The sequence below is a fragment of the Mesorhizobium sp. WSM4307 genome (assembly GCF_007003945.1).
Taxonomy (GTDB): domain Bacteria; phylum Pseudomonadota; class Alphaproteobacteria; order Rhizobiales; family Rhizobiaceae; genus Mesorhizobium.
Genome location: NZ_VFTB01000003.1, coordinates 266752 through 291756, shown reverse-complemented (window position 1 = coordinate 291756; position 25005 = coordinate 266752). Strand labels below are relative to the sequence as shown.

At 63.6% G+C, this 25005-nt stretch carries 24 protein-coding genes; 13 read left to right on the top strand and 11 right to left on the bottom strand.

The window, feature by feature from the left end:
• Window positions 1-178 precede the first annotated feature (178 nt).
• Complete coding sequence (locus FJV83_RS08455) at window positions 179-1045, bottom strand: NAD(P)-dependent oxidoreductase (RefSeq protein WP_142885977.1); 867 nt, start codon at window positions 1043-1045, stop codon at window positions 179-181.
• Window positions 1046-1231: 186 nt separating this feature from the next.
• Here FJV83_RS08455 and FJV83_RS08450 point away from each other — a divergent pair, with 186 nt between their 5' ends.
• Window positions 1232-1498: a type II toxin-antitoxin system VapB family antitoxin gene (locus FJV83_RS08450; protein WP_095789163.1), complete on the top strand. Its 267-nt coding sequence runs from the start codon at window positions 1232-1234 to the stop codon at window positions 1496-1498.
• A gap of 240 nt (window positions 1499-1738) precedes the next feature.
• On the opposite strand, the gene FJV83_RS08445 is transcribed toward FJV83_RS08450, so the two are convergent.
• Both FJV83_RS08445 and FJV83_RS08440 read right to left on the bottom strand, forming a co-directional pair.
• On the bottom strand, window positions 1739-2374 hold the full coding sequence (locus FJV83_RS08445) for a helix-turn-helix transcriptional regulator (RefSeq protein ID WP_142885978.1): 636 nt from the start codon (window positions 2372-2374) through the stop codon (window positions 1739-1741).
• A gap of 8 nt (window positions 2375-2382) precedes the next feature.
• Entirely contained in the window at window positions 2383-3255 is an 873-nt protein-coding gene (locus tag FJV83_RS08440; protein ID WP_142885979.1) for a S1C family serine protease, read from the bottom strand.
• Window positions 3256-3423: 168 nt separating this feature from the next.
• Here FJV83_RS08440 and FJV83_RS08435 point away from each other — a divergent pair, with 168 nt between their 5' ends.
• Window positions 3424-4374, top strand: a complete 951-nt coding sequence (locus FJV83_RS08435) for a trypsin-like peptidase domain-containing protein (protein WP_142885980.1) — start codon at window positions 3424-3426, stop codon at window positions 4372-4374.
• A 44-nt stretch (window positions 4375-4418) separates the two neighbouring features.
• Here the strand turns inward: FJV83_RS08435 and FJV83_RS08430 are convergent, their stop codons facing one another.
• Complete coding sequence (locus FJV83_RS08430) at window positions 4419-7160, bottom strand: patatin-like phospholipase family protein (RefSeq protein ID WP_185973384.1); 2742 nt, start codon at window positions 7158-7160, stop codon at window positions 4419-4421.
• Window positions 7161-7336: 176 nt separating this feature from the next.
• A complete protein-coding gene (locus FJV83_RS08425) occupies window positions 7337-7762 on the bottom strand; it encodes a VOC family protein (protein ID WP_142885982.1) in 426 nt (141 codons plus the stop codon).
• Between the two features lie 66 nt (window positions 7763-7828).
• Between FJV83_RS08425 and FJV83_RS08420 the strand changes: the two genes are divergently transcribed.
• The gene (locus tag FJV83_RS08420) at window positions 7829-8458 is read left to right on the top strand and encodes a TetR/AcrR family transcriptional regulator (RefSeq protein ID WP_095773668.1); all 630 of its coding nucleotides are present in this window, start codon (window positions 7829-7831) and stop codon (window positions 8456-8458) included.
• Here FJV83_RS08420 and FJV83_RS08415 read toward each other — a convergent pair.
• Window positions 8388-9347 carry a LysR family transcriptional regulator gene (locus FJV83_RS08415; protein ID WP_095773667.1) on the bottom strand — a complete coding sequence of 320 codons (960 nt, stop codon included), beginning with the start codon at window positions 9345-9347 and terminating at the stop codon, window positions 8388-8390. The genes FJV83_RS08420 and FJV83_RS08415 overlap by 71 nt on opposite strands.
• A gap of 107 nt (window positions 9348-9454) precedes the next feature.
• Here FJV83_RS08415 and FJV83_RS08410 point away from each other — a divergent pair, with 107 nt between their 5' ends.
• Window positions 9455-10087, top strand: a complete 633-nt coding sequence (locus tag FJV83_RS08410; protein WP_142885983.1) for an FMN-dependent NADH-azoreductase — start codon at window positions 9455-9457, stop codon at window positions 10085-10087.
• Between the two features lie 55 nt (window positions 10088-10142).
• On the opposite strand, the gene FJV83_RS08405 is transcribed toward FJV83_RS08410, so the two are convergent.
• Together FJV83_RS08405 and FJV83_RS08400 are read right to left on the bottom strand one after the other, a co-directional pair.
• Window positions 10143-10442, bottom strand: coding sequence for an AzlD family protein (locus tag FJV83_RS08405; protein ID WP_142885984.1), 300 nt, complete (start codon window positions 10440-10442; stop codon window positions 10143-10145).
• Entirely contained in the window at window positions 10439-11173 is a 735-nt protein-coding gene (locus tag FJV83_RS08400; protein WP_142885985.1) for an AzlC family ABC transporter permease, read from the bottom strand. Before FJV83_RS08400 ends, FJV83_RS08405 begins: the two co-directional genes overlap by 4 nt.
• A 171-nt stretch (window positions 11174-11344) precedes the next feature.
• Between FJV83_RS08400 and FJV83_RS08395 the strand changes: the two genes are divergently transcribed.
• Together FJV83_RS08395 and FJV83_RS08390 are read left to right on the top strand one after the other, a co-directional pair.
• A complete protein-coding gene (locus FJV83_RS08395; protein WP_142885986.1) occupies window positions 11345-11803 on the top strand; it encodes an Lrp/AsnC family transcriptional regulator in 459 nt (152 codons plus the stop codon).
• A gap of 144 nt (window positions 11804-11947) precedes the next feature.
• Window positions 11948-13150: an MFS transporter gene (locus FJV83_RS08390; RefSeq protein WP_095789156.1), complete on the top strand. Its 1203-nt coding sequence runs from the start codon at window positions 11948-11950 to the stop codon at window positions 13148-13150.
• Window positions 13151-13412: 262 nt separating this feature from the next.
• Here FJV83_RS08390 and FJV83_RS08385 read toward each other — a convergent pair whose 3' ends face one another.
• Window positions 13413-14882, bottom strand: coding sequence for a PLP-dependent aminotransferase family protein (locus FJV83_RS08385; protein ID WP_095789155.1), 1470 nt, complete (start codon window positions 14880-14882; stop codon window positions 13413-13415).
• 97 nt (window positions 14883-14979) lie between these two features.
• Here FJV83_RS08385 and FJV83_RS08380 point away from each other — a divergent pair, with 97 nt between their 5' ends.
• From FJV83_RS08380 to FJV83_RS08355, 6 genes are all read left to right on the top strand, one after another.
• Entirely contained in the window at window positions 14980-16098 is a 1119-nt protein-coding gene (locus FJV83_RS08380) for a Gfo/Idh/MocA family oxidoreductase (RefSeq protein ID WP_142885987.1), read from the top strand.
• Window positions 16095-16994, top strand: coding sequence for a myo-inosose-2 dehydratase (gene iolE / locus FJV83_RS08375; RefSeq protein WP_095773660.1), 900 nt, complete (start codon window positions 16095-16097; stop codon window positions 16992-16994). Before FJV83_RS08380 ends, iolE begins: the two co-directional genes overlap by 4 nt.
• Before the next feature lie 114 nt (window positions 16995-17108).
• Window positions 17109-18065: a sugar ABC transporter substrate-binding protein gene (locus tag FJV83_RS08370; RefSeq protein ID WP_095773659.1), complete on the top strand. Its 957-nt coding sequence runs from the start codon at window positions 17109-17111 to the stop codon at window positions 18063-18065.
• Between the two features lie 89 nt (window positions 18066-18154).
• Entirely contained in the window at window positions 18155-19252 is a 1098-nt protein-coding gene (locus FJV83_RS08365; protein ID WP_095773658.1) for an ABC transporter permease, read from the top strand.
• Window positions 19252-20046 carry an ATP-binding cassette domain-containing protein gene (locus FJV83_RS08360; RefSeq protein ID WP_095773657.1) on the top strand — a complete coding sequence of 265 codons (795 nt, stop codon included), beginning with the start codon at window positions 19252-19254 and terminating at the stop codon, window positions 20044-20046. Before FJV83_RS08365 ends, FJV83_RS08360 begins: the two co-directional genes overlap by 1 nt.
• Before the next feature lie 112 nt (window positions 20047-20158).
• Window positions 20159-20389, top strand: a complete 231-nt coding sequence (locus tag FJV83_RS08355; protein ID WP_142885988.1) for a hypothetical protein — start codon at window positions 20159-20161, stop codon at window positions 20387-20389.
• Window positions 20390-20553: 164 nt separating this feature from the next.
• On the opposite strand, the gene FJV83_RS08350 is transcribed toward FJV83_RS08355, so the two are convergent.
• Window positions 20554-21441: an NmrA/HSCARG family protein gene (locus FJV83_RS08350; protein WP_142885989.1), complete on the bottom strand. Its 888-nt coding sequence runs from the start codon at window positions 21439-21441 to the stop codon at window positions 20554-20556.
• Between the two features lie 103 nt (window positions 21442-21544).
• Here FJV83_RS08350 and FJV83_RS08345 point away from each other — a divergent pair, with 103 nt between their 5' ends.
• On the top strand, window positions 21545-22435 hold the full coding sequence (locus tag FJV83_RS08345; protein WP_095789152.1) for a LysR family transcriptional regulator: 891 nt from the start codon (window positions 21545-21547) through the stop codon (window positions 22433-22435).
• 94 nt (window positions 22436-22529) lie between these two features.
• On the opposite strand, the gene FJV83_RS08340 is transcribed toward FJV83_RS08345, so the two are convergent.
• The gene (locus tag FJV83_RS08340) at window positions 22530-24968 is read right to left on the bottom strand and encodes an FAD-dependent oxidoreductase (RefSeq protein WP_142885990.1); all 2439 of its coding nucleotides are present in this window, start codon (window positions 24966-24968) and stop codon (window positions 22530-22532) included.
• Window positions 24969-25005 lie beyond the last annotated feature (37 nt).

Here is a 25005-nt window from a genome sequence, read left to right as displayed (position 1 = left end):
ATCCATTCCGTGCTCTCGGCCGTAGAGTGCGGCGGCGCAGAATTCTGCACCGTGGCGACACGCCAGAGTCCCGGCATGGATTCTGGGGTCTGCGCCGCGTCGCTTCGCTCCTTGCTTCGCCCCAGAATGACGAAACTGTTGGAGCCAATCTCGAAGTGATATGTCCTGCGTTGACGAGCTAGTAGATGCTCTTGATCTTGCTGTCCGTGCGGGCGAACACCTCGTCGGGCACGAAAAAATCGCCTGCCAGCGGTCCGGCCGCGCCGGGCGCATAGATCGAAAAGTCGCTGACGCCCTCGGCGCGCAGCACTTCTTCGTCGATGTAGAAATTGCCGGATGCCTCGCGCGACGGCCGCATGAAGATGGCGCACGCGGCGTCGGCCATGATGTCGGGCGAACGGCTCATCGCCGCGACCGTCGCACCGCCGAGCAGGTTGCGCACCGCCGCCGTGTCGATGGTCGAGATCGGCCACAGCGAATTGACCGCGATGCCGTCCTTGGCGAACTCCGCGCTCATCCCCAGCGTGCACATCGACATGCCGAACTTGGCCATGGTGTAGGGGACATGGTTCTTGAACCACTTGGCCTTCATATCGAGCGGCGGCGCCAGATTCAGGATGTGAGGATTATCGGCTAACTTCAGGTGTGGAATGCACATTTTGGAGACCAGGAAGGTGCCGCGCGTGTTGATCTGATGCATCAGGTCGTAGCGCTTCATGTCGGTCTCCAGCGTGCCGGTGAGCTGGATGGCGCTGGCATTGTTGACGCAGATATCGATGCCGCCGAATTTCTCCACCGTCTTTGCAACAGCCTCGGCCACCTGCGCCTCCTCGCGGATGTCGCACAGCACAGGCAGCGCCTTGCCGCCGGCCTGCTCGATCTCCTGCGCCGCGCTGTAGATCGTGCCCGGCAGCTTGGGATGCGGTTCGGCGGTCTTGGCGGCGATCGTCACATTGGCGCCGTCGCGCGCCGCCCGCAGCGCAATCGCCAGCCCGATGCCGCGCGACCCGCCGGAGATGAACAGCGTCTTTCCCTTGAGCGACATTTATCCTCCGCTTCCCTGATATCTCTTCGTCCGCGCGATCCTTGCCCGTGCCGCTGCCGGATACAAGAGTTCGCGACGCAACGCCATGGTGACGCTGCGGAGGGTCTTATGCCGAGGTGGCCGCAAAACGGTGTGAAACTACAACAGGATTTAGCATATAATTCCATTGCGAATGGGAGATCATCAATGGCGTTGTCGATCAAGAATGCCGAAGTGGAGCAGTTGGCGCGCGAGCTTGCACGCAGCCGCGGCGTGTCGCTGACGGAAGCGATTCGGCAGAGCCTGGAGAATGCACTTGATCGAGAAAACGCGGCGTCCCGGCAGCACGAATCTGACCTGATCGTGAAGCTTAGGGAAATTTCAGAGCGAGCAAGTCGGGTACCAATGCGGGATCCCCCAATGACCGAGGATGAGATACTCGGTTACGACGAACTCGGAATTCCCACTAGATGATGATCTCATCCACAGGGTCGCGCTGCCCCTCATTGCCCTGCCAGGCATTTCTCCCCGTATAGTGACGGGGAGAAAGACGCTATCATCGCGGCCTTCGCCAATCATCAACGCAGCAAGAGGAGCGGCGAGGTCGCGGTAGCTTCCTTCTCCCCGTCACTATACGGGGAGAAGGTGCCGGCAGGCGGATGAGGGGCAGCGCTGACTTTGAATATGACCGCCATATCTGCCTGACGTCGGCCCCTAAACCAGCACCAGCCCCTGCCGCATCGCAATCGCAATGGCATCGGTGCGGTTGGCCGCCCCCAGCTTGATCAGGATCGCCGCGACGTGGAATTTCGCCGTGTGCACGGAAATGTTGAGTCGCCGCGCGATCACCTTGTTGGGCGCGCCTTCGGCGAGCAGCGCCAGCACTTCGGCCTCGCGCGGCGACAGCGCTGGCCGGGCGGCATGCTCGTCCAGGACGTCATCCTCGAACGGCTCGCTTTCGCCCGTATGGAAATCCTCATGGTGTCCGCTTCTGCCCTCGCCCGTGACGCGATAGCCGGCCGCCGCCAGCCGCGCCGCCGCGGCGATCAGCAGATCGTCGGCGCCCGCCGGAATGACCGCAAACACCTCACCGGCGGGCCGCCCGCCGCCGGTGCGTCCTGACAGCAGCACGCGCGGTGTGGAGGCCGGCACGGCATCTCCGCTCCTGTCATCGATGATGGCGACATCGGCCCTGCCGCCGCCGGCCGCCACCGGCAGCAGGTCGTCGCTGGCGGCAAGCGTGGCGGCCAGGCGCTCGGCGCGCGCGGCATCGCCAAGCGCAATCAGCACCACCAGTTGCCGCGAAGCGGCCCTGTTGCTCACGATCCGGTCGCCGGCGAGCGTTTCCATCAATCCTCTCAGCTCAGCGGCTTTTCGCCGATCGTCAATGTCACGTCGCGCTGTTCACCGCCACGCACCACGCCAAGCGTCACGGAAGCACCGGCGCTGTCAGGGCCGAGCCGACGGATCAGGTCGCGCGGGCCATGCACGGCCTCGCCGTTCCACGCCACGATGATGTCGCCCAGCGACAGGCCGGCGGCCTTGGCCGGACCGGCGTCGTCGAGGCTCATCACCATCGCGCCATGGGCGTCGCGGTCGCGCACCGGATGGAGGCCAGCGCCGAGATAGCCGCGCGCGACGTGGCCCTTTTCACGCAATGTCGCCACTGCCCGCTCGATCGTCTCATAGGGCATGACCAGCGCACGCCCGCGCGGCCCGAACAACAGCATGCCGATCAGCGCGCCCTTGGCGTCCAGCACCGGGCCGCCCTCGAAGCGGCCGCCGGCGCCGACAGCCAGATGGATGAGCCTGTCGATCGTGCCGCCGCGCATCGAGCGCCAGGCCGGCCCGACTTCACCGACCGAGCCCGACACCGCCAGCGCCGAGCCCTGGCTGTTGCCGATGGCGATGGCAATGTTGCCCGGCCGAACGGCATCGGCCCTGGCAAGGATAGGCACGCCGGCCGCATCCGCGGGCTTCAACAGGGCAACGCCCGTCGACGGGTCGCGGCCGACCAGTTCGGCCTTCACCGTCCCGCCAGAGGCCAGCGTCAGCTCGATCTCCTCGCCGGCCTCGACAGTCTCCTCGGCGGTGACGAAATAGCCGTCGCTCCAGTGGAAGGCGCTTGCCGTGCGATGGTGGTGGGTGGCGAAGCTCGCCATTGCTGGCGCCGCCTTGGCGGCGAGGTCGGCAACGGCTTGCGAAAATGCATTCAAATTGAAATCGCTCATGGATGTCTCCTGGGGTTCGTCATGTCCCAGATATCGCCCGACGGCGCCCCTGGAGGTACTCGCCTGACGGCTAGTTGGCGGTTTGACTGGCCATCTGGTCAGGTCGCGGCCGTTCCAGCCGCTCCGCACATATAGTCACGATCAAGCCTGAAAACACGGAGCCCATCCATGGCCCTCGCCATCGCCAATTTCCAAACCGATGACACGCTGCTCGACGCCTATTCCATGACGGTCGCGGACGCGGTCGACCGCATCGGCCCGGCCGTCTGCCGCATCGAGCGCATTGGCGGCCAGGGCGGCCATGGTTCCGGCTTCGTCATCGCGCCGGACGGGCTGGTCGTCACCAATTTCCATGTCGTCGGCGACGCCAGGACGGTGCGCGTGTCGATGCCCGACGGCGCCTCACGCGAGGGTCGCGTGCTCGGCCGCGATCCCGACACCGATATCGCGCTGGTGCGCGCCGATGGCAGCTTCACTGACGTCGCGCCGCTCGGCGATTCCAAGCGGCTGCGTCGCGGCCAGATCGCCATCGCCATCGGCAATCCGCTCGGCTTCGAATGGACGGTCACCTCGGGTGTCGTCTCGGCGCTCGGCCGCTCGATGCGCGCTTCGACCGGCCGGCTGATCGACGACGTCATCCAGACCGATGCCGCGCTCAATCCCGGCAATTCCGGCGGGCCGCTGGTGTCGTCGGCCGGCGAGGTCATCGGCGTCAACACCGCCATGATCCACGGCGCGCAAGGCATTGCCTTCGCGGTCGCCTCCAACACCGCCAATTTCGTCATTTCGGAGATCATCCGCTTCGGCCGCGTGCGGCGCGCCTTCATCGGCGTCTCCGCCGACACCACCAATCTGCCGCGCCGCGCGGCGCTGTTGTCGCAAGTGTCGACCAGCACGGCCGTGCGGCTGCGCAGCGTCGAAAAGAACGGCCCGGCGGCCAACGCCGGCCTCAAGGAGGGCGACATCATTGCCGCGATCGACGGCCGCCCGGTCACCGGCGTCGACGACCTCGTGCGCATGCTCGACGCCGAGCGCATCGGCCGCGAGACGCTGTGCACGGTGGTACGCCGCACCGGCGTCAGCCAGGTGGCGGTGACGCCGGTGGCAAGGGCTGGCTGAGCGGCACGGTTCACGAAAAAGGCCCGGCGTAGCGCCGGGCCGCCCTAGCTTATCTGCTGCCCCTGGTTGCCCAGACGCATCTTCAGCAAGGTCACCAGACTTGCCTGCATGCTGTCGTCGCCCTGGATACGGGCGGTTTGCTCCCGTTCCCGAAGCGCGACGCGCATAGCGTGAAATCCAAGCGCACGGTAGGCCTCCATCTGCTCCTCCGAAAAGAACTGGTCGCTCGTCGGTTCATTCGGGAAAAGCGGATAGCGGCGCTCATAGTCGAGGACATAGTCGGCTTCATCGCCGGTTACCGACGCCTTGACATAGAGAAGGATTCCCTCAACCGGATCATTTTCATAGAGGATCTTGCCCACTGCGAAATGCCGCAGATGCAGAGGAGAGTCCGGCGGGATGATCTTGGCGCGATCGGCGTCGCGCGCCAGCGCCGCATCCCTGACCGGCCGCCAGTCCAGCGAGATACGCACGCCGAGATCGATCCGCGCGAAGCGCTGGACATCGGTGAACGCACCGAAGTTCATGCCGGCATCGGCTTCGGCATCGACCACGATGATCAGCTTGCACCTGCGCTTGAGAAGTTGGTAGAGGCCGATATTGTCGATATGGCCGCCGTCGGTGATGTAGACGCGCGAACTGTCCGACCTGAGGAGGCCCATCGCTTCGTGCAACAAATACAGCCGCAATATGTCGTCCCAACTGCGCCGGGAAGGCTTCTTAAGCTCGCCCGGGTTGGGAAGCCAGAATCCCAACCGCAGGTTGAGCAGCGCCAGCGTCGGCCCGAGCAGGCCAAGGTTGGTGCGCCCCATGCTTGAGGAAATCGCCGCGCCCGAAATCGCCGCCGCCGCCGCGAGATCCAACTGCCCCTCTTCCTTGGTCATAGCTTTCGAGGTCGCATACCCGGTGGATTCGCTGCCGATAAAATGTTTTGAAAACAGAAAGAACTCAGCGTTGCGTCCCCGCTTGCTCGGATCTGGTGCCGGCAGGTCAGTGGAACTTCCTGTGCTCTGCTGAGAATTCCTGGCCCGACGGACATTCAACGTCCCGTTTATAAGGAGATAAGGTGCCTTTGCGCCAAGAGCAGTCAATGCAATGTCCGGCTGATCTTCACTGCCGCCAAGGCGAAAGGCCCACCGCAGCCGGTCGCGGTAAAGGCGGTGCAGGCCGTTGGCATTTTCGGTGAAATTGAAAGCCACTATTATGACGATGGCATTGATGGCCAGATAGTTGAGCAAAACGGTGACTTCATCATCCTGCCAGGCACCTTTTGCCATTCTGGCTGCGACCGCGAAAACGGCCGAGCTTGCCAAGAAGAGCAAGACCTTGATGAGCACCCAACCATTGTAGTCGTGCCTAATCGCAGCAAAGAAGCTGCTGAGGCGACCGGACCTGCCCTTTTTGGCGAAGCGGCGCACCAACAATGTTCGCACTGTCAGGAACAGCGCCATGCAAAGAACGAGGCCCAAGCACAGGAAAAGGCTGTTATCCGTCAGCCATTTGGGACCGTACGCGTAGCCGCTGGCACGGCCAAATAACCACGACACGTCGAAACCCCAGATCGTTATCGGAGAAATCTTGATCCCCCAGACGGTGATCAGCAGAAAGAAACCATAAATCAGCAGAGGAAAGGCAAGTCCGAGCGCCAGAAATGCTGCCCGCGCCAGGTAGCCTCGGATCTGGTGTCCGATCTTCGGCGAGTTGAGGGCTTTCTGCACCCAGGAAATCAACATGCCCCGGAAAGCCGCGGTGGCCGTGACGATGGCCGCGGCAGCTGTGATCAGCGCCTTGAGCGTTTCGAGTGTCGTTTGCCTATGGCCAAATCTCGGCGAAGTCACCTCGATCAGCCACAGGATGATCTTGGGCTGAACTTCGATGAGGAACAGGCCGGCCGTGACCAGCAGCAAGGTGCGACCATGCTTGGCCCAAAGGCTGTCCTGCTCCAGATGTTCGCCTTTGCGTGTGATGGCGTAGCTGTCGGAGTAGGACCGCCGCAGTCCCCAGGCAACCAGCCAGGCGGCGAAAATCACCAAGGCCGAACGGGACAGCACAAACGGATTGGCGACTGTCGATCGCACAATGGCAGCCCATCCCGTCTCTCCCCAATCGTCTCCGAACATCCAGTTGGCGACGTCAAGCATGATGCTATGCCCTAGGTGGTCGGTGGTCGGGTTGGTGAGGATGACGAATGTTGCCAGCGGCAGGAGCAATGTCAGCAGCAGCAGGAAATTCACCATCCAGCCACGCATCAGGATGCCGACCGAAAGGGTGATGTCGCGGAAGCCGCCCGGTGCCAGAAAACGGCTGTTGTCGCGGATGTGGCCGACAAGCTGATTGTCGTGCACGTCAGACGCACGCTCGCCTGAGGCGAAGGGAAAATCGAGTGGCTTGTCTTCGCAGCTTTTCTCTGGTTCTAGGTTCTGACGCGCTATATCGGCTTCGAGTTCCTGACGCGTCATATCGGCAACCATCGCCGATCCGATATAGCCGCCGCCGGATACGGTCGAAAGATAGTCGATCCGCGATGTGAGCTTGTACTGGTCAAGCGCCTGAAGCGCACCAAGACAAAACGAAGCGGATCTTATCCCGCCGCCTGAGAGTGCAACGCCAAACAGCCAGGCCGGATCACGCTTGGGGACGGAGTCGGGCTTACCGTTGCTAGCACTCGAAACATTGACGCCCAGCCTCCTGCGGCGTCGGATAATTGAACGATACTCTGTCCGAAGAACCGTCTCGAAGTCCTTTGTATACGGGTTACGCCTGCGTTTTTTTGGTTGATTGGCCACAGCTATCCCCCGACGCCGCCATTATTGAAACAATACAACAGGCAAAGATGTTTTTCCGCAAGGATTATTACCTGCGGGAAATGGAGACAGCGCCAACAAGACCCGCGACTTGAAAACCACAAGACGGCGGCTCCGTCACCACGATCTGCCGGCAGTTTTCTGTCAGGGATCGCCCCTCAAACCCCCGCCGCGCCCTCAGCGTACTGCGCCAGGAACGCCTCGCTGGGCGGGATCGGCTTGATGACATCGATCAGCACGCCGTTGGGGTCCCTGGTGATGAAATGGCGCTGGCCGAAGGGCTCGTCGCGCAGCGTTCGCAGGATCGGCAGGCCGGCGGCGAGGATCCGCTCATAGACCGCATCGGGGTCGCGTACCTCGAAATTGATCAGCAGGCCGCAGGTGCGCCCCCGCCCCTCTTGCGGGATCGTCTCGTGGTCGCCCTGGACGATGCCGAGATTGACGCGTTTGCTGTCCACCGATTGCAGGTGCACATACCAGTCGCTTTCGAACAGCGGCCGGAAGCCGAAATGCTCGACATAGAAGGCCGCCGTCCCGGCGACGTCGCCGGTCATCAGCACCGGATAGTAGCTCGTGGTCTTCATCTTTCCTTCTCCGTGGACATAACATACAGTCTGCATGTAAATCGAATTAACATACAGGCTGCATGTATGCAACAGGAATCCACGCGCCGTTCCAATCGCGACCGCACCGAGGCGACGCGCGCCGATTTGATCGCGGCGGCGCGAAAACTGTTCACGGAAAAATCCTATGCCGAGACCGGCACGCCGGAGATCGTCACCGCGGCCGGCGTGACGCGCGGCGCGCTCTACCATCACTTCGCCGATAAACAGGCGCTGTTCGCCGCCGTGGTCGATCAGGAGGCACAGGCGGTGGCGCAGGAGATCGAGCGCGCGTCGCCATCCTCGCTCGAAGCCCGCGATGCGCTCATCGCTGGATCCGACGCCTATCTCGACGCCATGCGCGCGCCCGGCCGCACGCGGCTGCTGCTGCTTGATGGCCCCGCCGTGCTTGGCCGCGCCGCCATGGATGCGATCGACAACCGCCACGGCAACCGCTCGCTGCGCGAGGGCCTGGTCGCGGCGATGCGGGCCAACACGATGACGAGATTGCCGGTGGATGCACTGACCGCGCTGCTCGCCTCCGCCTTCGACCGCGCCGCGCTGGCCATCGAGGCCGGCGCTTCGGCGCAGGATTACCGCGCCGTGCTCATGGCGCTGATTGATGGATTGTCTCCGGCGCTTCCTCGTCAGGCACCTCGCCCGGCTCGAACTCGTTGAAGCAGCCGAGTTCGCTTTTGAACCGTTCGATCAGCCAGGCGGCGGCCGGCTTCGGGCTGCGATCGTTGCGGTGCATGGCAAACAATGGCGAACTGATTTCCTCGTAGGGTTCGAGATCAAGTTCCACCAGGCGGCCGGTGGCCAGGTCGTCGGCGATCAGCCAGCGCGGCAGCCCACCCCAGCCCAGCCCCTCGCGCATCAGCGTATGCTTGGTGCGCATGTCCGAAAGCCGCCAGGTGCGGTAGGCAAAGACGCCGTAGTCGCGCCCCTTGGTGCGTTCGGACTGATCGGTGACGACAAGTTGCGTGTGCTCGCGCACATCCTCGATCTTCACCGGCTTCGGCAGCAGCGCCAGGGGATGGTTGGGTGCCGCCGCCGGCACCATCGACATGAAGCCGATGCGCACGAGATGGACGTCGACCTTGCCCAGCAGGCCGCCAATGCCGAGATCCGCCTGTCCATTGACGACATGGTCGGGGATCAATCCAAGCGAGCCTATATGCAGGCGCAGCATCACGGTCGGAAACTGTGCCTCGAACGCCTTCAGCACCCGCACCAGCACGGGCGACGGCAACGTCGCATCGACCGACAGCGCCACTTCGGCCTCCAGCCCATGATGATGGCCATCGACGCGCGAACGCATACGCTGCAGCACGCCGATCATGCGCCTTGCATCCTCCAGCATCGCCCGGCCGATCTCGGTCAGTTGCGGCTCGCGTGTGCCCTCGCGTTCGAACAGCTTCAGCCCCAGCTGTGCCTCGAGATTGGCGATGCCATAACTGATGACGGATTGCGCCCGGTTGAGCTTGCGGCCGGCGGCCGAGAAACTCCCGCTATCGGCGACGGCAACGAATATCTGAAGCTGGTCGAGTGTCGGATTGGGCTGCATCGTTGTATCTATTTTGTGGATGGATCGTATATAAAATATACCAGTTTATCTGATGGATGGATATCCCATATCTAGCGGGACAATTCATTCCACTGGAGAGACCCGCCATGTCCATTCTTCTCGTTACCTCAAGCCCGCGCGGCGCTGCCTCGCACTCGACCCGCATCGCCACCGACTTCGCCGAAAAGCTCCTCGCCGCCGATCCGTCGAACACGCTTGTCGTGCGCGACCTCGTCGCCAACCCGCTGCCGCATATCGATGCCGACTATTCGACCGGCATCTACACGCCGGCCGAAGCGCGCACCCCGCGCCAGGCTGAAGTCGTCGGCGTCTCCGATGTCGTGCTCGACGAGTTGTTCGCCGCCGACACGGTGATCCTCGCCACCGGCTTCATCAACTTCAACATCTCCTCGACGCTGAAGTCCTGGGTCGACCACATCGCCCGCTCCGGCCGCAGCTTTGCCTATGGCGAGAACGGCCCCAAGGGGCTCGTCACCGGTAAGAAGGTCTATATCGTACTGGCTTCGGGCGGCATCTATTCGGAAGGTGCGGCCGTGCAGTTCGATCACGCCATTCCCTATCTGCGCGGCGTGCTCGGCTTCCTCGGCATGACCGACGTCGACGTCATCCGCATCGAAGGCGTCGGCATGGGCCCCGACGCGGTCACCGCGGCGCTCGCCAAGGCGACCGCCAAGGTCGACGCCGTGGTCGCCAGCCAGCAGGCCGCCGCTGCCGCGTAAGGCGCCTCGATCATCGGAACTCGAAAGGCAGGCGTTCGCGCCTGCCTTTTTCATTTTAGCCCATGAAATGCCTCAGCAGCCCCGCCGCAGCGACGCCGATCAGCACGGTCGGGAGCATGGAAAGCCGCGTCGCCGCGATGAAGGTGATGGCCAGCGCCAGAAGGTCGGCGGGATTGCGCGACACGAAGGCCGGCGCGATGACCGAGATCAGCACGCAACCGGGCGCCGCCTCCATCGTCGCGGTCGCCCGCGCGCTGAGCTCGCGGTTGCGCAGCATCACATAGCCGCCGAGCCGCGTGAGATAGGTGACGCCGGCCATCAGCACGATGGTGACAAGGGTTGTCATGTCGATCATGCGTCACCTGCCATCAGCCAGGCAGCAAGCAGCCCCGACACCGCGCCCGCCGCGACATACCAGGCACCGGGAATGAAGAGATGGACAAGGGCCGCGAGGACCAGGCTGACCAGCCAGGGCCGTGCCGCCGCCACGCTTTTCCACATGCCGCGCATCAGCACCAGGAAGACAGCCGGAAACGCCATGTCGAAACCATAGGTCTCGACATGACCGAGCATCGGGCCGAGCAAGGCGCCGAGCGTGGTGAAGGAAGCCCAGGTCAGGTACATCGCCAGTGCCGCGCCCATATAGTAGCGCGGGCTGAAGACCGGCGTGATATCAGCCGCGGCACGCTGTTTGGCGTCGGCCAGGCCCAGCGCCCAGCTTTCGTCGCACAGGAAGAAAAGTGCTGGAAACGCCTTGCGCCGCGGCAGATCGCGCAGGAATGGCGCAAGGGCTGCTCCCATCAGCAGATGGCGGCTGTTGACCAGGAAGGTGATGGCGACGATGAGCAGGATATGCGGCGGCGACGTCCACAACTGGATCGCCGCGAATTCCGAGCCGCCGGCGAAGTTCAGCCCCGTCATCATGGACAGTTCGAGCGTGCTCAACCCTTTCTGGGCCGCCTGGGCGCCAAGCACCAGCGCATAGGGGATGGTGCCTAACAGCACCGGCGCGCAGGACGCCACGCCCCGGCGGAACTCGGATCGCGAGCCGTCGCCCGCCGCTTCGACTGCCTGTGAAATGCTCATGCTCTGCCGTCGGCCGGCCTCGCGGCCAGCGCTTCCCTCGGTTTTGAACTCTCATGATACCGGCGGCAAACATACCCACACTTCTCGGCAATTTGGTTGCGAAGATTGTTGCATTCTCTCTACGTTTGGCACTGGATGTCACAAATATCCGATAAAATGGAATCCAGAGCCATGACGCTCGACGACATCGACAAGCGCATCCTGCGGGCACTGCAACGCAACGGCCGCATGGCCAACAACGATTTGGCCAACGAGGTCGGCCTGTCGCCCTCGCCTTGCCTGCGGCGCGTCAAGCTTCTGGAGGAGGCCGGCGTCATCGACCGCTATGTCGCCGTGCTCAACCCGGCCAGCATCGGCAAGGGCCTGACATTCTTCACCCGCATCTGGCTGAAGACGCAGGACGAGGACACGGTCCAGCACTTCGCCAGCCAAGTGGCCAAGCTGCCCCAGGTCATGGAGTGCTACCTGATGCTCGGCGACTGCGATGCCCTGGTGCGCGTGGTGGCGGCCGACGTCAACGACTATCGCCGCTTCCAGTCGGAGCATCTGAGCCGCATCAAGGGCGTCCAGAACGTCAAGACCGACGTGCCGAGCTGGACGATCAAGTACACGTCGGAACTGCCGATCTGACCGGTGCCACAGAGCGGCCCGGATGCCTGGTGCAGCGTTTCGGACTGGATAAAAAATGCAACCGGATTGTAGGATCGGTTTCGGTGCCATCGTCCTTCGGACGCAAGCAGCGCTGGGCGCTGCCCTCTGGCATGGGAGATTTGCATGAACCTTTCCTATCGTTGGGTCATCGTCGCCGCTGGTGCGCTGATGTCCTGTGTCGCCATCGGGACGATGTTTTCGCTGGCGATTTTCCTCGAACCTATGGCGATCGACACGCAGTGGTCGCGCGCCGGCATTTCGAGCGCCATGACGCTCAACTTCCTGGTCATGGGCCTTGGCGGCTTCGCCTGGGGCGCGCTGTCCGACCGCTTCGGCGCCCGCATCGTGGTGGCTATCGGTGCCGTGCTGCTCGGCCTGGCACTTGTGGTGGCGAGCCGCGCCGGCTCGCTGCTGACCTTCCAGATCAGCTATGGTGTCCTCGTCGGGCTTGCCGCCAGCGCCTTCTTCGCACCGATGATCGCGCTGACCACGGCCTGGTTCGACACCAACCGCGGCCTTGCGGTTTCGCTGGTCTCGGCCGGCATGGGCGTCGCGCCGATGACGATCTCGCCTTTCGCCCGCTGGTTGATCTCGGCCTATGAATGGCGCACCGCCATGTTCGACATCGGCATCATGGCCTGGGTGCTGCTGCTGCCGGCGGTGCTTCTGGTGCGCCAGCCGCCAAAGCCCGCTGTGGCGGATGTCGGTTCCGCGCCTGTCGCCGAAGGGGCTGGCATGAGCGTGGGCCAAGCGCTGCGCTCGCCGCAATTCATCGTGCTCGGGCTGACCTTTTTCGCCTGTTGTGCCGCCCATTCCGGGCCGATCTTCCATATGGTCAGCTACGCCATGCTGTGCGGCGTCGCCCCCATGGCGGCGGTGACGATCTACAGCGTCGAGGGCCTCGCCGGCTTGGGCGGCCGGCTTCTCTACGGCGTGCTGGCCGACCGGCTCGGCGTCAAGCCGGTGCTGATCGCGGGTCTGGTGATCCAGGCGATCGTCATTGCCGGCTATCTCTCGGTCAGCCAGCTCGACCAGTTCTATGTGCTGGCCGTCATCTTCGGCGCCACCTATGGCGGCGTCATGCCGCTCTATGCCGTGCTGGCGCGCGAATATTTCGGCCAGCGCATCCTCGGTACCGTGTTCGGCGCCGCCACCATGCTGTCCAGCCTCGGCATGGCGCTCGGCCCGCTCGCCGGCGGCATGGTCTTCGATGCCTATGCCAGCTACCACTGGCTGTTCATCGGCTCGGCCCTTATCGGCCTGGGCGCCGCCGGCATAGCGATCGCCTTCCCGCCGCTGCCGCGCAGGCAGTTGCAGATGGCCTGAAGCGGAGACGGGCGCTGGTGATAACCCATCGGCGCCCGCCTTCGTCGAAGCCCGGGTTCCTTGCCGTGTGGGAAGCGCGCGGCGTGCAGCGCCGCGCCGAGCGTAACAAAACCCGGGCCGTGGCGGCATTCGAGCAAGCAGCCACGCGCTTCGCCGCACTTGGCAGGCCGATCGACGAGGTGCGCTGTCGGCCACGGATGGCCGATCTGGGCAAGCGCCACCCACCAGCACGAGCCAGGCTTAAACGAATAATCCCAGTTGCTTACCCGGGATCATTCATTCGCGAAAAATGGCTTTGCATCACGGTGCGAAACTTCTGCATCGTCCTTTCGGTCGTCTGCGCATCGGCGGCCGCGAAGCCCATGACAAGGCCGTTCTGCTGCGTGCCGTGGCGGTACTGGATCGACAGGGCCGACACGTTGATGCCTTGCTGGAGCGCCGCCTCGGCAACTGTCCTGTCGCTGCATCTGTCGCGGAAAATGCCGACGACCTGGATGCCGGATTCGGTCGCATGGAAATCCAGCCATTCCCCGAGGTGCCGTTGAGCGCTTTCCAGGAAGAACTGCCGTCTCTCCGCGTAGAGCCGCCGCATGCGCCTGAGATGGCGGGTGAAATGCCCCTCATTCATGAAGTCCGCCAGCGCGGCCTGGGTCAGCAAGGGGGCGAACTGGCCGCTCACGCTCAGCGCCGAGACGATCGTATGGTCGATCGCCTTGGGCGCCACCATGAAGCCCAGCCGCATGGCCGGGAAAAGGATCTTGGCGAAAGTGCCGACATAGACCACGCGGTTCGACGCGCCGATGCCCTGCAGTGCCGGAATGGGCTGGCCCTGGAACCGGTATTCGCCGTCATAGTCGTCCTCGATGATCCACGAACGCCAGGTCTCGGCCATGTGCAGCAGATTGAGCCGCTGTTCCATCGGCATGGTTATGCCGAGCGGGTGATGGCAGGAGGGCGTCACGAAGATCATGCGGGGCACGACATCGGGCGGACCGAGATCCCAGCCCGCATTGCTGACGCGCAGCGGCGCCAGGTTCGCGCCGGCCGAGACGAATGCCGAGCCGGCGCCGTAATAGCCAGGCTCCTCCATCCACACCGTGTCGCCGTCATCGATCAGCAGCCGGGCCAGGAGATCGAACGCCGACTGCGCGCCATTGGTCACGACGATCTGCTCGGCGGTGCACTTCACCCCGCGCGAGGCGGTGAGATAGCGCGCTATGGCCTCGCAAAGCGGCGGATAGCCTTTGACGTGATAGGTGCCGAAAAGATCGATATGGGCGAATTTTGCGCGACGGCTGAGCAGTTTCGACCAGGTGTTGAACGGAAAATTGTCCGGGTCCGGCATGCCGGGATGGAAGGCAAGCATACCCGGCCGGCCATGATGATAGGGTTGGGCAAGCATGGTCTGGCCGCGCCGCGATAGCGGATTGGCGTCCTCGACCGACATTTGTTCGGCAACTGCCGAACGCGACGGCAGATCCATCACCACCGAGGGTCGGCGCGGACGTATCGCCAGATAACCCTCCAGCGCCAGCTGGTCGCAAGCGGCAATCACCGTGTTGCGTCCGACATTCAGATCCCGCGCCATGACCCGTGTCGAGGGCAGTGCGTGCCCGCTCGGCAGCACGCGCCGTTCGATCAGGCCGCGCAACTGGACATAGAGCTGCCGGTGCAGATTGGCGGGACTGTCGCGATCCAGGGCGATGCCGTCGACGGGAAAGCTGGTCTTCATCTGGTTCCCAAAAATCAATGGAATCTGGTTCTAACAATGGAACCAAAGGAAGCCTACCCTCAAGAAAAAAGCGTTCGGGTTCAGATGGGGCTGGCCGATGCAGTGCATAAGGGTGGGAGTGATCGGGGCGGGCGGCGTCGCCCAGGTCGAGCACATTCCGAACCTGCTCAAGCTGCACCGGCAGTTCAAGATCCTTGGCGTCTACGATCCGTCGCGAAAAGTCCGCGCTTTCGTCGCAGAGGAATTCGGCCTCGAAACATTTTCCGATCTCGACGCGCTGCTCGCCATGCCGCTTGACGCCGTGGTCATCGCTTCGCCGGATGCGCTGCACCGCGAACAGAGCCTCGCCGCCTTTGCCAAGGGCCTGCATGTCTTCTGCGAAAAGCCGCTTTGCTATGGCGCGCAGGACATCGACGAACTGATTGCCGCCAGGGATCGCGCCGGAAAGGTGCTCCAGGTCGGCTACATGAAGCGTTTCGACCCGAGCTACGAGGCGGCGCTGAACTTGCTGCCCGGTACGGCGCGGACGCTTCGCTACATTTCGGTCGAGGTCAACGATCCCGACGCCTGGCCCTTCATCCGGCACGCCTCCACTTGCCGAGGTGACGACGTCGCGGCGGAACTGATTGCCTCGACCGAAGCCAGGCAGCGCGAGCAGGTCGACCGCGCGGTGCCCGGGATCGACGATCCCGAGGCCTTTCGGGGCTTTGTCGGCGCCTATTCTTCGTCGATCGTCCATGATGTGAACGCCGTCCACGGCTTGCTCGATGCGCTCGGCGTCGCCGACGGTGAAATTGTCGGCGCCTCGTTCTTCGCCAAAGGCGAAGGCGGCCAGGGCGCCGTGCGGCTGCTCGATGGCCAGGCCCTGTGGACCATGGTCCATGTCGCCACGCCGGGGCTGCCCGACTACCGCGAGCGCATCACGCTCCATTTCGATGATGCCTCCCTCGAGCTGGAATTTCCCTCGCCCTATCTCAACCACCAGCCGACGCGGCTGACCATCCGCGGCGCCGACGGCCACACGCTTTCCAGCCGCGACATCCGCAGCGGCTATGAAGAGGCTTTCGTCGAGGAGTTGAAGGGCTTCTGGTCGGCGATCGTCGAAGGCTCAACCGTGCGCAACACTGCCGAGCAGGCGCGCCGCGACATGACGCTGCTGGCTGGGCTGACCCGCCACCACCTTGCCCAATCGAAGCAATCAGGAGCTCGCCCGTGACGGTTCGCATCGGCATCAATCCGATCACCTGGACCAATGACGACGTGCCGGAACTCGGCGGCGATACGCCGCTTGAAGTCTGCCTCAGCGAAACCAGGCAGGCCGGCTACGCCGGCACCGAACTCGGCGGCAAGTTTCCGCGCCGGTCGGCCGAGCTCAGGCCGATCATGGACCGCTATGGCCTCGCGGTGATTTCCGGCTGGTATGATGGCCGCTGCGACGAGAAGGATATTGGCGCCGAGATGGATGCGATCACGCCGCATCTCCAGCTCTTGAAGGATATGGGCTCGACCCATGTCGTCTATGCCGACACCTCGCGCGGGCGCCACAACGCCATCTGGGGACCGATCTCTCAACGCCCGGCCCTGAGCCCGGAAGAATGGCCGGCCTATGGCCGCAAGCTCACGGCACTCGCCGAAAGAATGGCGGAGTTCGGCGTGCGCATGGCCTTTCATCACCATATGGGGACCATCGTCGAGACCGATGCCGAGGTTGGCCTGCTGATGCGGCATACCGGCGAAGCGGTCGGCCTGCTTTACGACACCGGCCATTCGATATTTTCGGGCGGCGACCCGCTCGCCTTGATCAAGGCGCAGGTCAAACGCGTCGTGCATGTGCACTGCAAGGACGCCCGCAAGACTGTGCTCGAGCGTGCCCGCGCCGAGGACATGAGTTTCATGGGCGCGGTCATGGACGGGATCTTCACCGTGCCCGGCGACGGCTTCATCGACTATCCCGCCATTCTGCGCGTGCTGGCCGACAATGGTTACAGCGGCTGGCTGGTCGTCGAGGCCGAGCAGGACCCCAACAAGGCCAATCCGCTGACCTATGCGACGATGGGATTCAAGAACCTGTCGCGCATGGCGAAAGAGGTTGGATTTACCGTCATGGAGTGATCGAGGCCACTATTCGGCCTCCAGGAAACCAGTGCTGAGGAATGAAACTGGAATGAAGGGGCAACTGGACTGCCGACCGTAATTGCGGCGGCGGAAAACAAACAGGAGGTTGTTATGTTTTCGCTTGCGAAATTAATAAAGCCCGCGCTCGGCCTGCTGGCCGGCTTCACGATGATGGCGGCGGCCACGACCCTTGCGGCCGCCGACGAAACGCGGGTGGTGTTCGTCACCCACGGCCAGAGCGGCGACCCCTACTGGTCGGTCGTCAAGAACGGCATGGACGATGCCGCCAAGACGCTCGGCGTCAAGGCCGAATATCTGGCGCCCGAAACCTTCGACATGGCTAAGATGGGGCAGATGATCGACGCCATCGCGGCCTCGAAGCCCGACGGCATGGTTGTTTCGATCCCCGATGCGGCCGCCCTTACAACTCCGGTCAAGAACGCCGTCGCCGCCGGCATCCCGGTGATCGTCATCGATTCCGGCGGCTCGAAACTCACCCATGACCTTGGCGGCCTGCTGTTCATGGGGCAGGATGAATTCCAGGCGGGCGTCATGGCCGGCGAGCGCATCAAGGCGCTCGGCCTCACCAAGGCGGTCTGCGCCAACCACGAGGTCGGCAATTCGAGCCTCGACGACCGCTGCGCCGGCTTCGCCAAGGGTCTGGGCGTCGACGTGCCGGTGATGAACGGCGTCATCGACCCGACCGAAATGAAGAACCGCGTGATCGCCTACATGACCGCTCATGCCGATACACAGTTCATCCTCGCCGTCGGTGCCAGCGGTGCCGAACCGACGCTGGCCGCGCTTGATGAATTGGGCCTCTCGGGCAAGGTGAAGACCGGCACATTCGACCTCTCGCCCACGATCCTGCAGGCCGTCGTCGGCGGCAAGATGGAATGGGGCATCGACGCCCAGCAATACGCCATGGGCTACATCCCGGTCGCGATGTTCGATCTCTGGAAGAAGTACAAGATCATGCCGATCGCCGACTATCCGACCGGCCCAGGCTTCGTCACCAAGGATACTGCCGCCTCGGTCATCGAGCTGTCGAAACAAGGCAAGCGCTAACACAGGCGGGGGGGGCGGGCGGCCGGCGGCGCGCGAGCGAGACGGCCGGGGCCACGCCCCGGCCGCTACACTCTTGAGGGCAAGCAGCCATGGTTTCAGAGATTCGCGACGAGCGGGTCCGGTCCGTCTCACGCCTCAGCCGCCTGCTAAGCAGGCCGGAGCTTGGCGCGGCCGCCGGCACCGTGCTGGTCTTCGTGTTCTTCGCCATCACGGCGGGAAGCACGGGGCTTTTCAGCGCCAAGGGCATCGTCAACTTCCTCGAAGTCTCGGCCCAGCTTGGCATTCTCGCCGCACCCGTGGCCCTGCTGATGATTGCCGGCGAGTTCGATCTGTCGGTCGGCTCGATGATCGGCTTTGCCGGCATCCTCATCGCCATCCCTGCCGTGTTCTGGGGATGGCCGATCTGGCTTTCGCTGCTGTTCACCTTCGCCGTCTGCGGCGGCATTGGCGCGCTGAACGGGCTCGCCGTCGTCAGGACCGGCCTGCCTTCCTTCATCGTGACGCTCGGCAGCCTGTTCATGCTGCGCGGCCTGACGCTCGGCCTCACGCGCGGCATCTCAGGGCGGACCCAGGTGTCGGGCGTGCACGAGCTGGCGCGGAACGATCCCCTCAACAGCCTGTTCTCCGGCCAGGTGTTCACCGGCCTGATCGCCTGGCTTTCCGATCTCGGCCTGATCGGCAAGCGGGCTGACGGAATGCCGTCGATATCGGGCATTCCGGTGTCGATCGTGTGGTGGATCGCGCTGACCTTGGCCTGCACCTGGCTCTTGACGCGCAGCCGCTTCGGCAACTGGATTTTTGCAGCCGGCGGCGAAGCCAATGCCGCGCGCAATCTCGGCGTGCCGGTGGCGCGCACCAAGATCACGCTGTTCGTCATGACGGCGCTCGCGGCCGCCCTGTTCGCGGCGGTCCAGGTGCTGGTCACCGGCTCCGCCGACACGCTGCGCGGCACGCAGAAGGAATTCGAGGCCATCATCGCCGTCGTCATCGGCGGCACGCTGCTGACCGGCGGCTATGGATCGGCCATCGGCGCCATGTTCGGCGCCCTGATCTTCGGCGTGGTGCAGATGGGTATCTTCTACACCGGCATCGACACCGACTGGTTCAAGCTGTTCATGGGCGCCATGATGGTCATCGCGGTGCTGTTCAACAGCTATGTGCGCAACCGCGCCATGAGGAGCCGGTGATGGCCGAGCCCTATGTCGAACTGAAGTCGGTCAGCAAGTATTTCGGCTCGGTCGTGGCGCTGAAGGACGTGTCCTTCGATGTCTGCCCCGGCGAGGTGCATTGCCTGCTCGGCGACAATGGCGCCGGCAAGTCGACGCTGATCAAGACCCTGTCCGGCGTCTACTCGCCGGACGAGGGCGAAATCCGCGTCCAGGGCAAGCCGACAAGGTTTGCCTCGCCCGCCGATACGCGCGACAGCGGCATCGCGACCGTCTACCAGGACCTGGCGCTGGTGCCGCTGATGAGCGTGGCGCGCAACTTCTTCCTCGGGCGCGAGCCGATGCGCAAGTTCGGCCCGATCAGCCAGTTCGACGCCGAATTCGCCAACCGCACCGCCTATGACGAAATGTCGGCGATGGGCATCCAGCTGCGCGATCCCGAACAGCCGGTCGGCACGCTGTCGGGCGGCGAACGGCAATGCCTGGCCATAGCGCGCGCCGTCTATTTCGGCGCCAAGGTGCTGATCCTCGACGAGCCCACCTCGGCGCTGGGTGTCCACCAGGCATCCGTGGTGCTGAAGCTCATCGTGCAGTCCAAGGCGCGCGGCATCGGCGTCATCTTCATTTCCCACAACGTCCACCACGCCTATGTCGTCGGCGACCGCTTCACGCTGTTGAAGCGCGGCAGAAGCACCGGCACCTACGCCAAGGGCGAAATCACCCGCGACCAGCTGCTCAACCTGATGGCCGGCGGCAAGGAACTGGTGGACTTGGAACAGGAACTGACGAAGTCGGCCAGGAGCGGCCAGGCTTAGGCGCCGCGCTGATCGGATGCCTGTGGCTGACCAGTCTGGCCGGTACGCATCGGTATCGCGCAGCCGCGAATCTGTGCTAAGCCGCCGCCCAATCAACAAGAGGACGACAGCTGTGAGCGAACCGACCGTGGCCGAGGCGACCGAGAATATCTATGCATCGCTTCGGGCGGACAATGCCGACATCGACGCACATATCGCGACGCTCAAGACCGCGCTGGCACGCGAGGGGATGAAACAGGCGGTGTTCGATCCGACCAAGTTGGCGCAAAACAACCGCTCGGGCCGCAAGCTGATGCAGGCCTATTTTCGCCAGCGCGGCGTCAGTGTAAGTTTTTCGGATTAAGAGCCCCGAACGGAGTATTCGCCTCTCTCGCCTACCCCCGTGTAAGCTTGCTATTGTGCAGTCCAGCAATGACGTGTGCGCCGGCTGCGGTTGCGCGATCTGCGATATTCGCGGGCGGTTCGAGGGATTGATCCAGGCATTGTAGAGCCGGCCAGTTTTACTCCTCAGCTTGCCGTCTCTATCGCCCGCGAACCAGCGATCGCTGAGGCGAAGTCGCGATATGGGCGCAGTGGGCGGCCCAGAAGCGCAGTCAGGCGCTCGACGTCGCCGGCCTCGGGCCGCATCCCGTCGGTGAAGAAGCGCTCGCCCATCAAGCGCATGTCGTAGGCCATCCAGGCGGGCAAGAACTGCTTGAGATTTTGCTCAAAGCCCTCTGTATTGTCGCCGCCGTAGTGGATCGGGCGGGCAAGCACGTCTGACCAGATTGCGGCGATATCCGTCCCAGTCAGTGTCTGCGGACCGACGAGGTTGATCCGGTCGAGCGCAAGCGGCTCTGCGGACTGTTCGCGGCGCAGCAGCTCAAGGGCGGCGATCTCAGCGATATCACGCACGTCGATCATGGCAAGACCCTTGGCGCCGATCGGCATTGGGTAGGTGCCGTAGCCGGTGATGACGTCTTCGATCATCAGATCGTTCTGGATGAAGTAGGCCGGGCGCAAGATCGTAGCCTTGAAGTTCATCTGCTCGATCATTCGCTCGACGCCGAACTTGCCCGCGAAATGCGGCACGTTCACATAGACGTCAGCGTGGATCACCGACAGATAGACGATGCGCTCGATGCCGGCCGATCGGGCGACGTTCAGTGCGATCAAAGCTTGGGTGAATTCGTCCGGCACCACGGCGTTCAAGAGGAAAAGAGTGGAAACGCCAGACATGGCTTTGCGCAGCGAATCGACATCGAGAAAGTCGCCTTGCACGACGGATACGCCTGCCGGGAAGCTGGCTTTCGACGGATCGCGGACGAGAGCACGGACATCGGCGCCGCGCTTGACGAGGTGTTCGACGACTTGGCGGCCAATATTGCCTGTGGCGCCGGTAACGAGAATGGTCATGAAATTTCTCCTGTTGGGTTGCTTGACACCTCCAATATGTGTGGCTCACTGAGAGCCCAATAGACGGAAACTCTAGACGCACCGTCTCACTGGTGGAACACCAATGGATCTTCTTGCGCTCGCCGATTTCAATCTCGTCGCCCGCCATGGTGGCTTCGGCAAAGCGGCAAGGGCCACCGGCCGGCCCAAGGCAACGCTGTCCCGGCGCGTTGGAGAGTTGGAAAGCAGTCTTGATCTGCGCCTGTTTGAACGGGGTGCGCGCAACCTGAAGCTCACTGAAGAAGGACGGGCGCTCTTCGAGCGGACGGGGGCGTTGCTTGCCGAACTGGACGAGACGGCTTCGGCGATTGCCTCGGGCGCTCAGAGACCCAAGGGGAGATTGCGGATCAGCGCACCTTTACATTTTTCGCAGACGGCAATGGGGAGGATCGCCGCGGGATTTGCCCTCAAGTATCCGGAGGTGAAGCTCGAGGTGACGACCGAGGACCGGCCTGTCGACATGATCGAGGAAGGCTACGATCTGGTAATCCGGGTCAATCCAGATCCCGACGAAAGCCTGGTCGGACGGGCGTTTCTCCGCGATCGTCTGGTTGTTGTGGCGAACCCCGACCTTCCTCGCACGACCGGTGAGCATGCCGCTCCTGGCGTTGCGCGCGGAGCAGGCGAACTGCAAACATGGCACGTGAAGACACCCGGTGGCCGGTCAACGATTACAATCGAGCCGGTCCTCGTTTTGTCAACGCTCATCATGGTCCGGGATGCCGTGCGAGCCGGCGTCGGTGCAGGACGTCTTCCCATTTCGTTGGTGAGCCACGACTTGGCTGACGGGACACTGGTGAATTGGGGGGATATTGACGGTCCCGAAATCTCGATTTGGACGCTCTACCCATCGCGCCGGCTGCTCAGCGCGCGAGTGTCGGCGTTCTTGGACTTTCTAAAACAGGCTTTCCCAAATGGGACGCCGGACGAACTGGCCGCCTACATCGGCAAGTGATGGCCGAAGCCGCTTTCGGGCGCCGACAGTCCTATGCAAAAAAAAACGGAAGCTGGAAGCGTCCCCCAATACCTTCGCTCACCACTGCTGCGCGTTACATCCGCGCCCTGGCCGAAGAGGGATCATAGGGCGAATCCGCGATGACCTCAGCGGTCTTCCATTCCCCCAGAATGGCGACGTCGAGCTTCGTGCCGGGCGTGCCGAGACGCTCGGGCAACAGCGCCAGCGCCACATCGTGCCCGAGCGTGTAGCCATAGCCGCCCGACGTGATGCGGCCGACCAGTTCGCCGCCGATGTACAGCCCTTCACTGGCAAGCGTGCTGGCGCCGTCGGTTTCTATTCTGAGCGTCACCGACCGGCGCTGGTCGCTCCTCGCCTTGTATTTCACGACCGCGTCGCGGCCGACGAAATCGCCCTTGTCGAGGCGGATGAAGCGCTCGAGCCCGCTCTCCAGCGCGTTGAGTTCGGGATTCATGTCGCGATACATGGCGCGGTAGGATTTCTCCAGCCGCAGCGATTCCAGCGCATGCAGCCCGACGAGCCGCATGCCGTGCTTCTCGCCCTCTCTCAGGATCGCGTCGAGCAATTGCCGCTGGTAGGCCATCGGATGGTAGAGTTCCCAGCCGAGTTCACCCTCGTAGTTGACGCGCAGCAGCCGCACGTCGCTGGCAAGCGCCACGCTGCCGGTCTTCACGCCGAACCAGGGAAAGCCCGCATTCGACAGGTCGATCTCGGTGAGTGGTTGCAGCACGTCTCGCGCCTTCGGCCCGACGACCGTGAAGCAACCGCGATCGTTGGTGACGTTCTTCAGACTGACGCTGCCGTCGGCGGGAAGCAGCCTTGAGAGATCGTCGAAATTCCAGCGTTCCGCGCGCGGCGTCGAAATCAGGTAGAAACTGTCGTCGCCAAGGCGCGCCACCATATATTCGGCCTGCACGCCGCCGGCAGCGGTAAGGTGATGCGCCAGCACCGCCCGGCCGGTCGCCGGCAGGCGGTTGGCGAGGATCGTGTCGAGCCAGGCGGCCACGCCTGGCCCCCATACTTCGAACTTGGTCATCGGCGTCATCTCGACCAGGCCGACGGCGTTGCGCACCGCCTGCACCTCCTCGCCGACGAAGACGCCCTTTTCGGTCCAGCGCCAGCTGCACTGGTCCTTGGCCTCGACGCCCTTGGGCGCGAACCAGTTCGGCATTTCCCAGCCGTTGAGCACGCCCCAGACCGCACCCAGTTCGGTCAGCCGCGCATAGGACGGCGCGGTCTTCTGCGGGCGGGCGGCGGGCATGTCCTGTCCCGGATATTTCTGCTCGGCATGCGTGCCCCAGGCCTCGCGGACCTTCTCGCGCGTCCAGGCCTTGTTGGCATAGTCGCCGAAGCGGCGCGGATCGAGATCGGAAGTGTCGAGGCTGTTGCCGCCCTCGACGATCCGCTCCGAAAGGTAATAGCCGATCGTGCCGCCCCACAATATGCCGCCCGGCACGCCCTCGGCCAGCCACACATTGGGCAGGCCCCAGGCCGGTCCCATCAGCGGAAGCTCGTCCGCCGTCATCTGGAAGGGACCGCGGACATTGGCCTTGATCCCGGCACGTCCCAGCGCCGGCACGAGCTGCGTTGCCTGCTCCCAGTTCCACGACACCGCCTCGAAATCCTCTTCGACGAGGTCGGCGCCGAACCAGGCGGGAACGCCGTCCTCGGCGAACAGCTTGAGGTGTTCGGTGCGCTCGTAGGGCCCGAACATGAAGCCGTCGCCTTCCTCGCGCAGATAGCCTTCAAAACCCTCGTCGCGCAGGATCGGCATTTCGGCACGTCCCTGCTTTTTGCGCTCGACGATCTCCGGCACGGGCTCGGTGATCCAGTACTGGTGCAGGATCGGGATGGCGGGGATGTCGAGGCCGAGCAGCGCGCCGGTCTGGCGCGCGTAATTGCCGGTGGCGCAGACCACATGTTCGCAAATGATGTCGCCCTTGTTGGTGGTGACCCGCCATTCGCCGCCGGCGGTCCGCTGAAAGCCGGTGACCTCCGTGTTCAGGTGGATCCTGGCACCCAGATCCCGCGCGCCCTTGGCCATGGCATGGGTCACGTCGGCCGGCGCGATATGGCCGTCGTCGGGATGATAGAGCGCGCCAAGCATATGCTTGTTGTCGAGAAGCGGGCAGAGCGCCCTCGCCTCCGCCGGCGACAGCAAATGCGCCCGCATGCCCTGAACGTCGGCCACGCTCATATAGCTCTTGTATTCGTCGAGCCGGTCCCTGGAATTGGCGATCCGCAACTGGCCGCATTTGTGCCAGCCGACCGGCTGTCCGGTCTCGGCCTCTAGCCCTTCATAGATCTCGATGGTCTTGTTGATCATCCGGCCGATATTGATGTTGCGGGCATAGGACGGGACGAGGCCCGCCGCATGCCAGGTCGAGCCGGCCGTCAGCTGCGTGCGTTCGAGCAGCGCGACGTCGGTCCAGCCGCGCTTGGCCAGGCCGTAGAGGATGCCCGCGCCGACGCACCCGCCGCCAACAATCACCACCCGCGCATGTGTCTGCATCGACCCACCAAATCCCAGTCATTTCCAATGTGTAGGG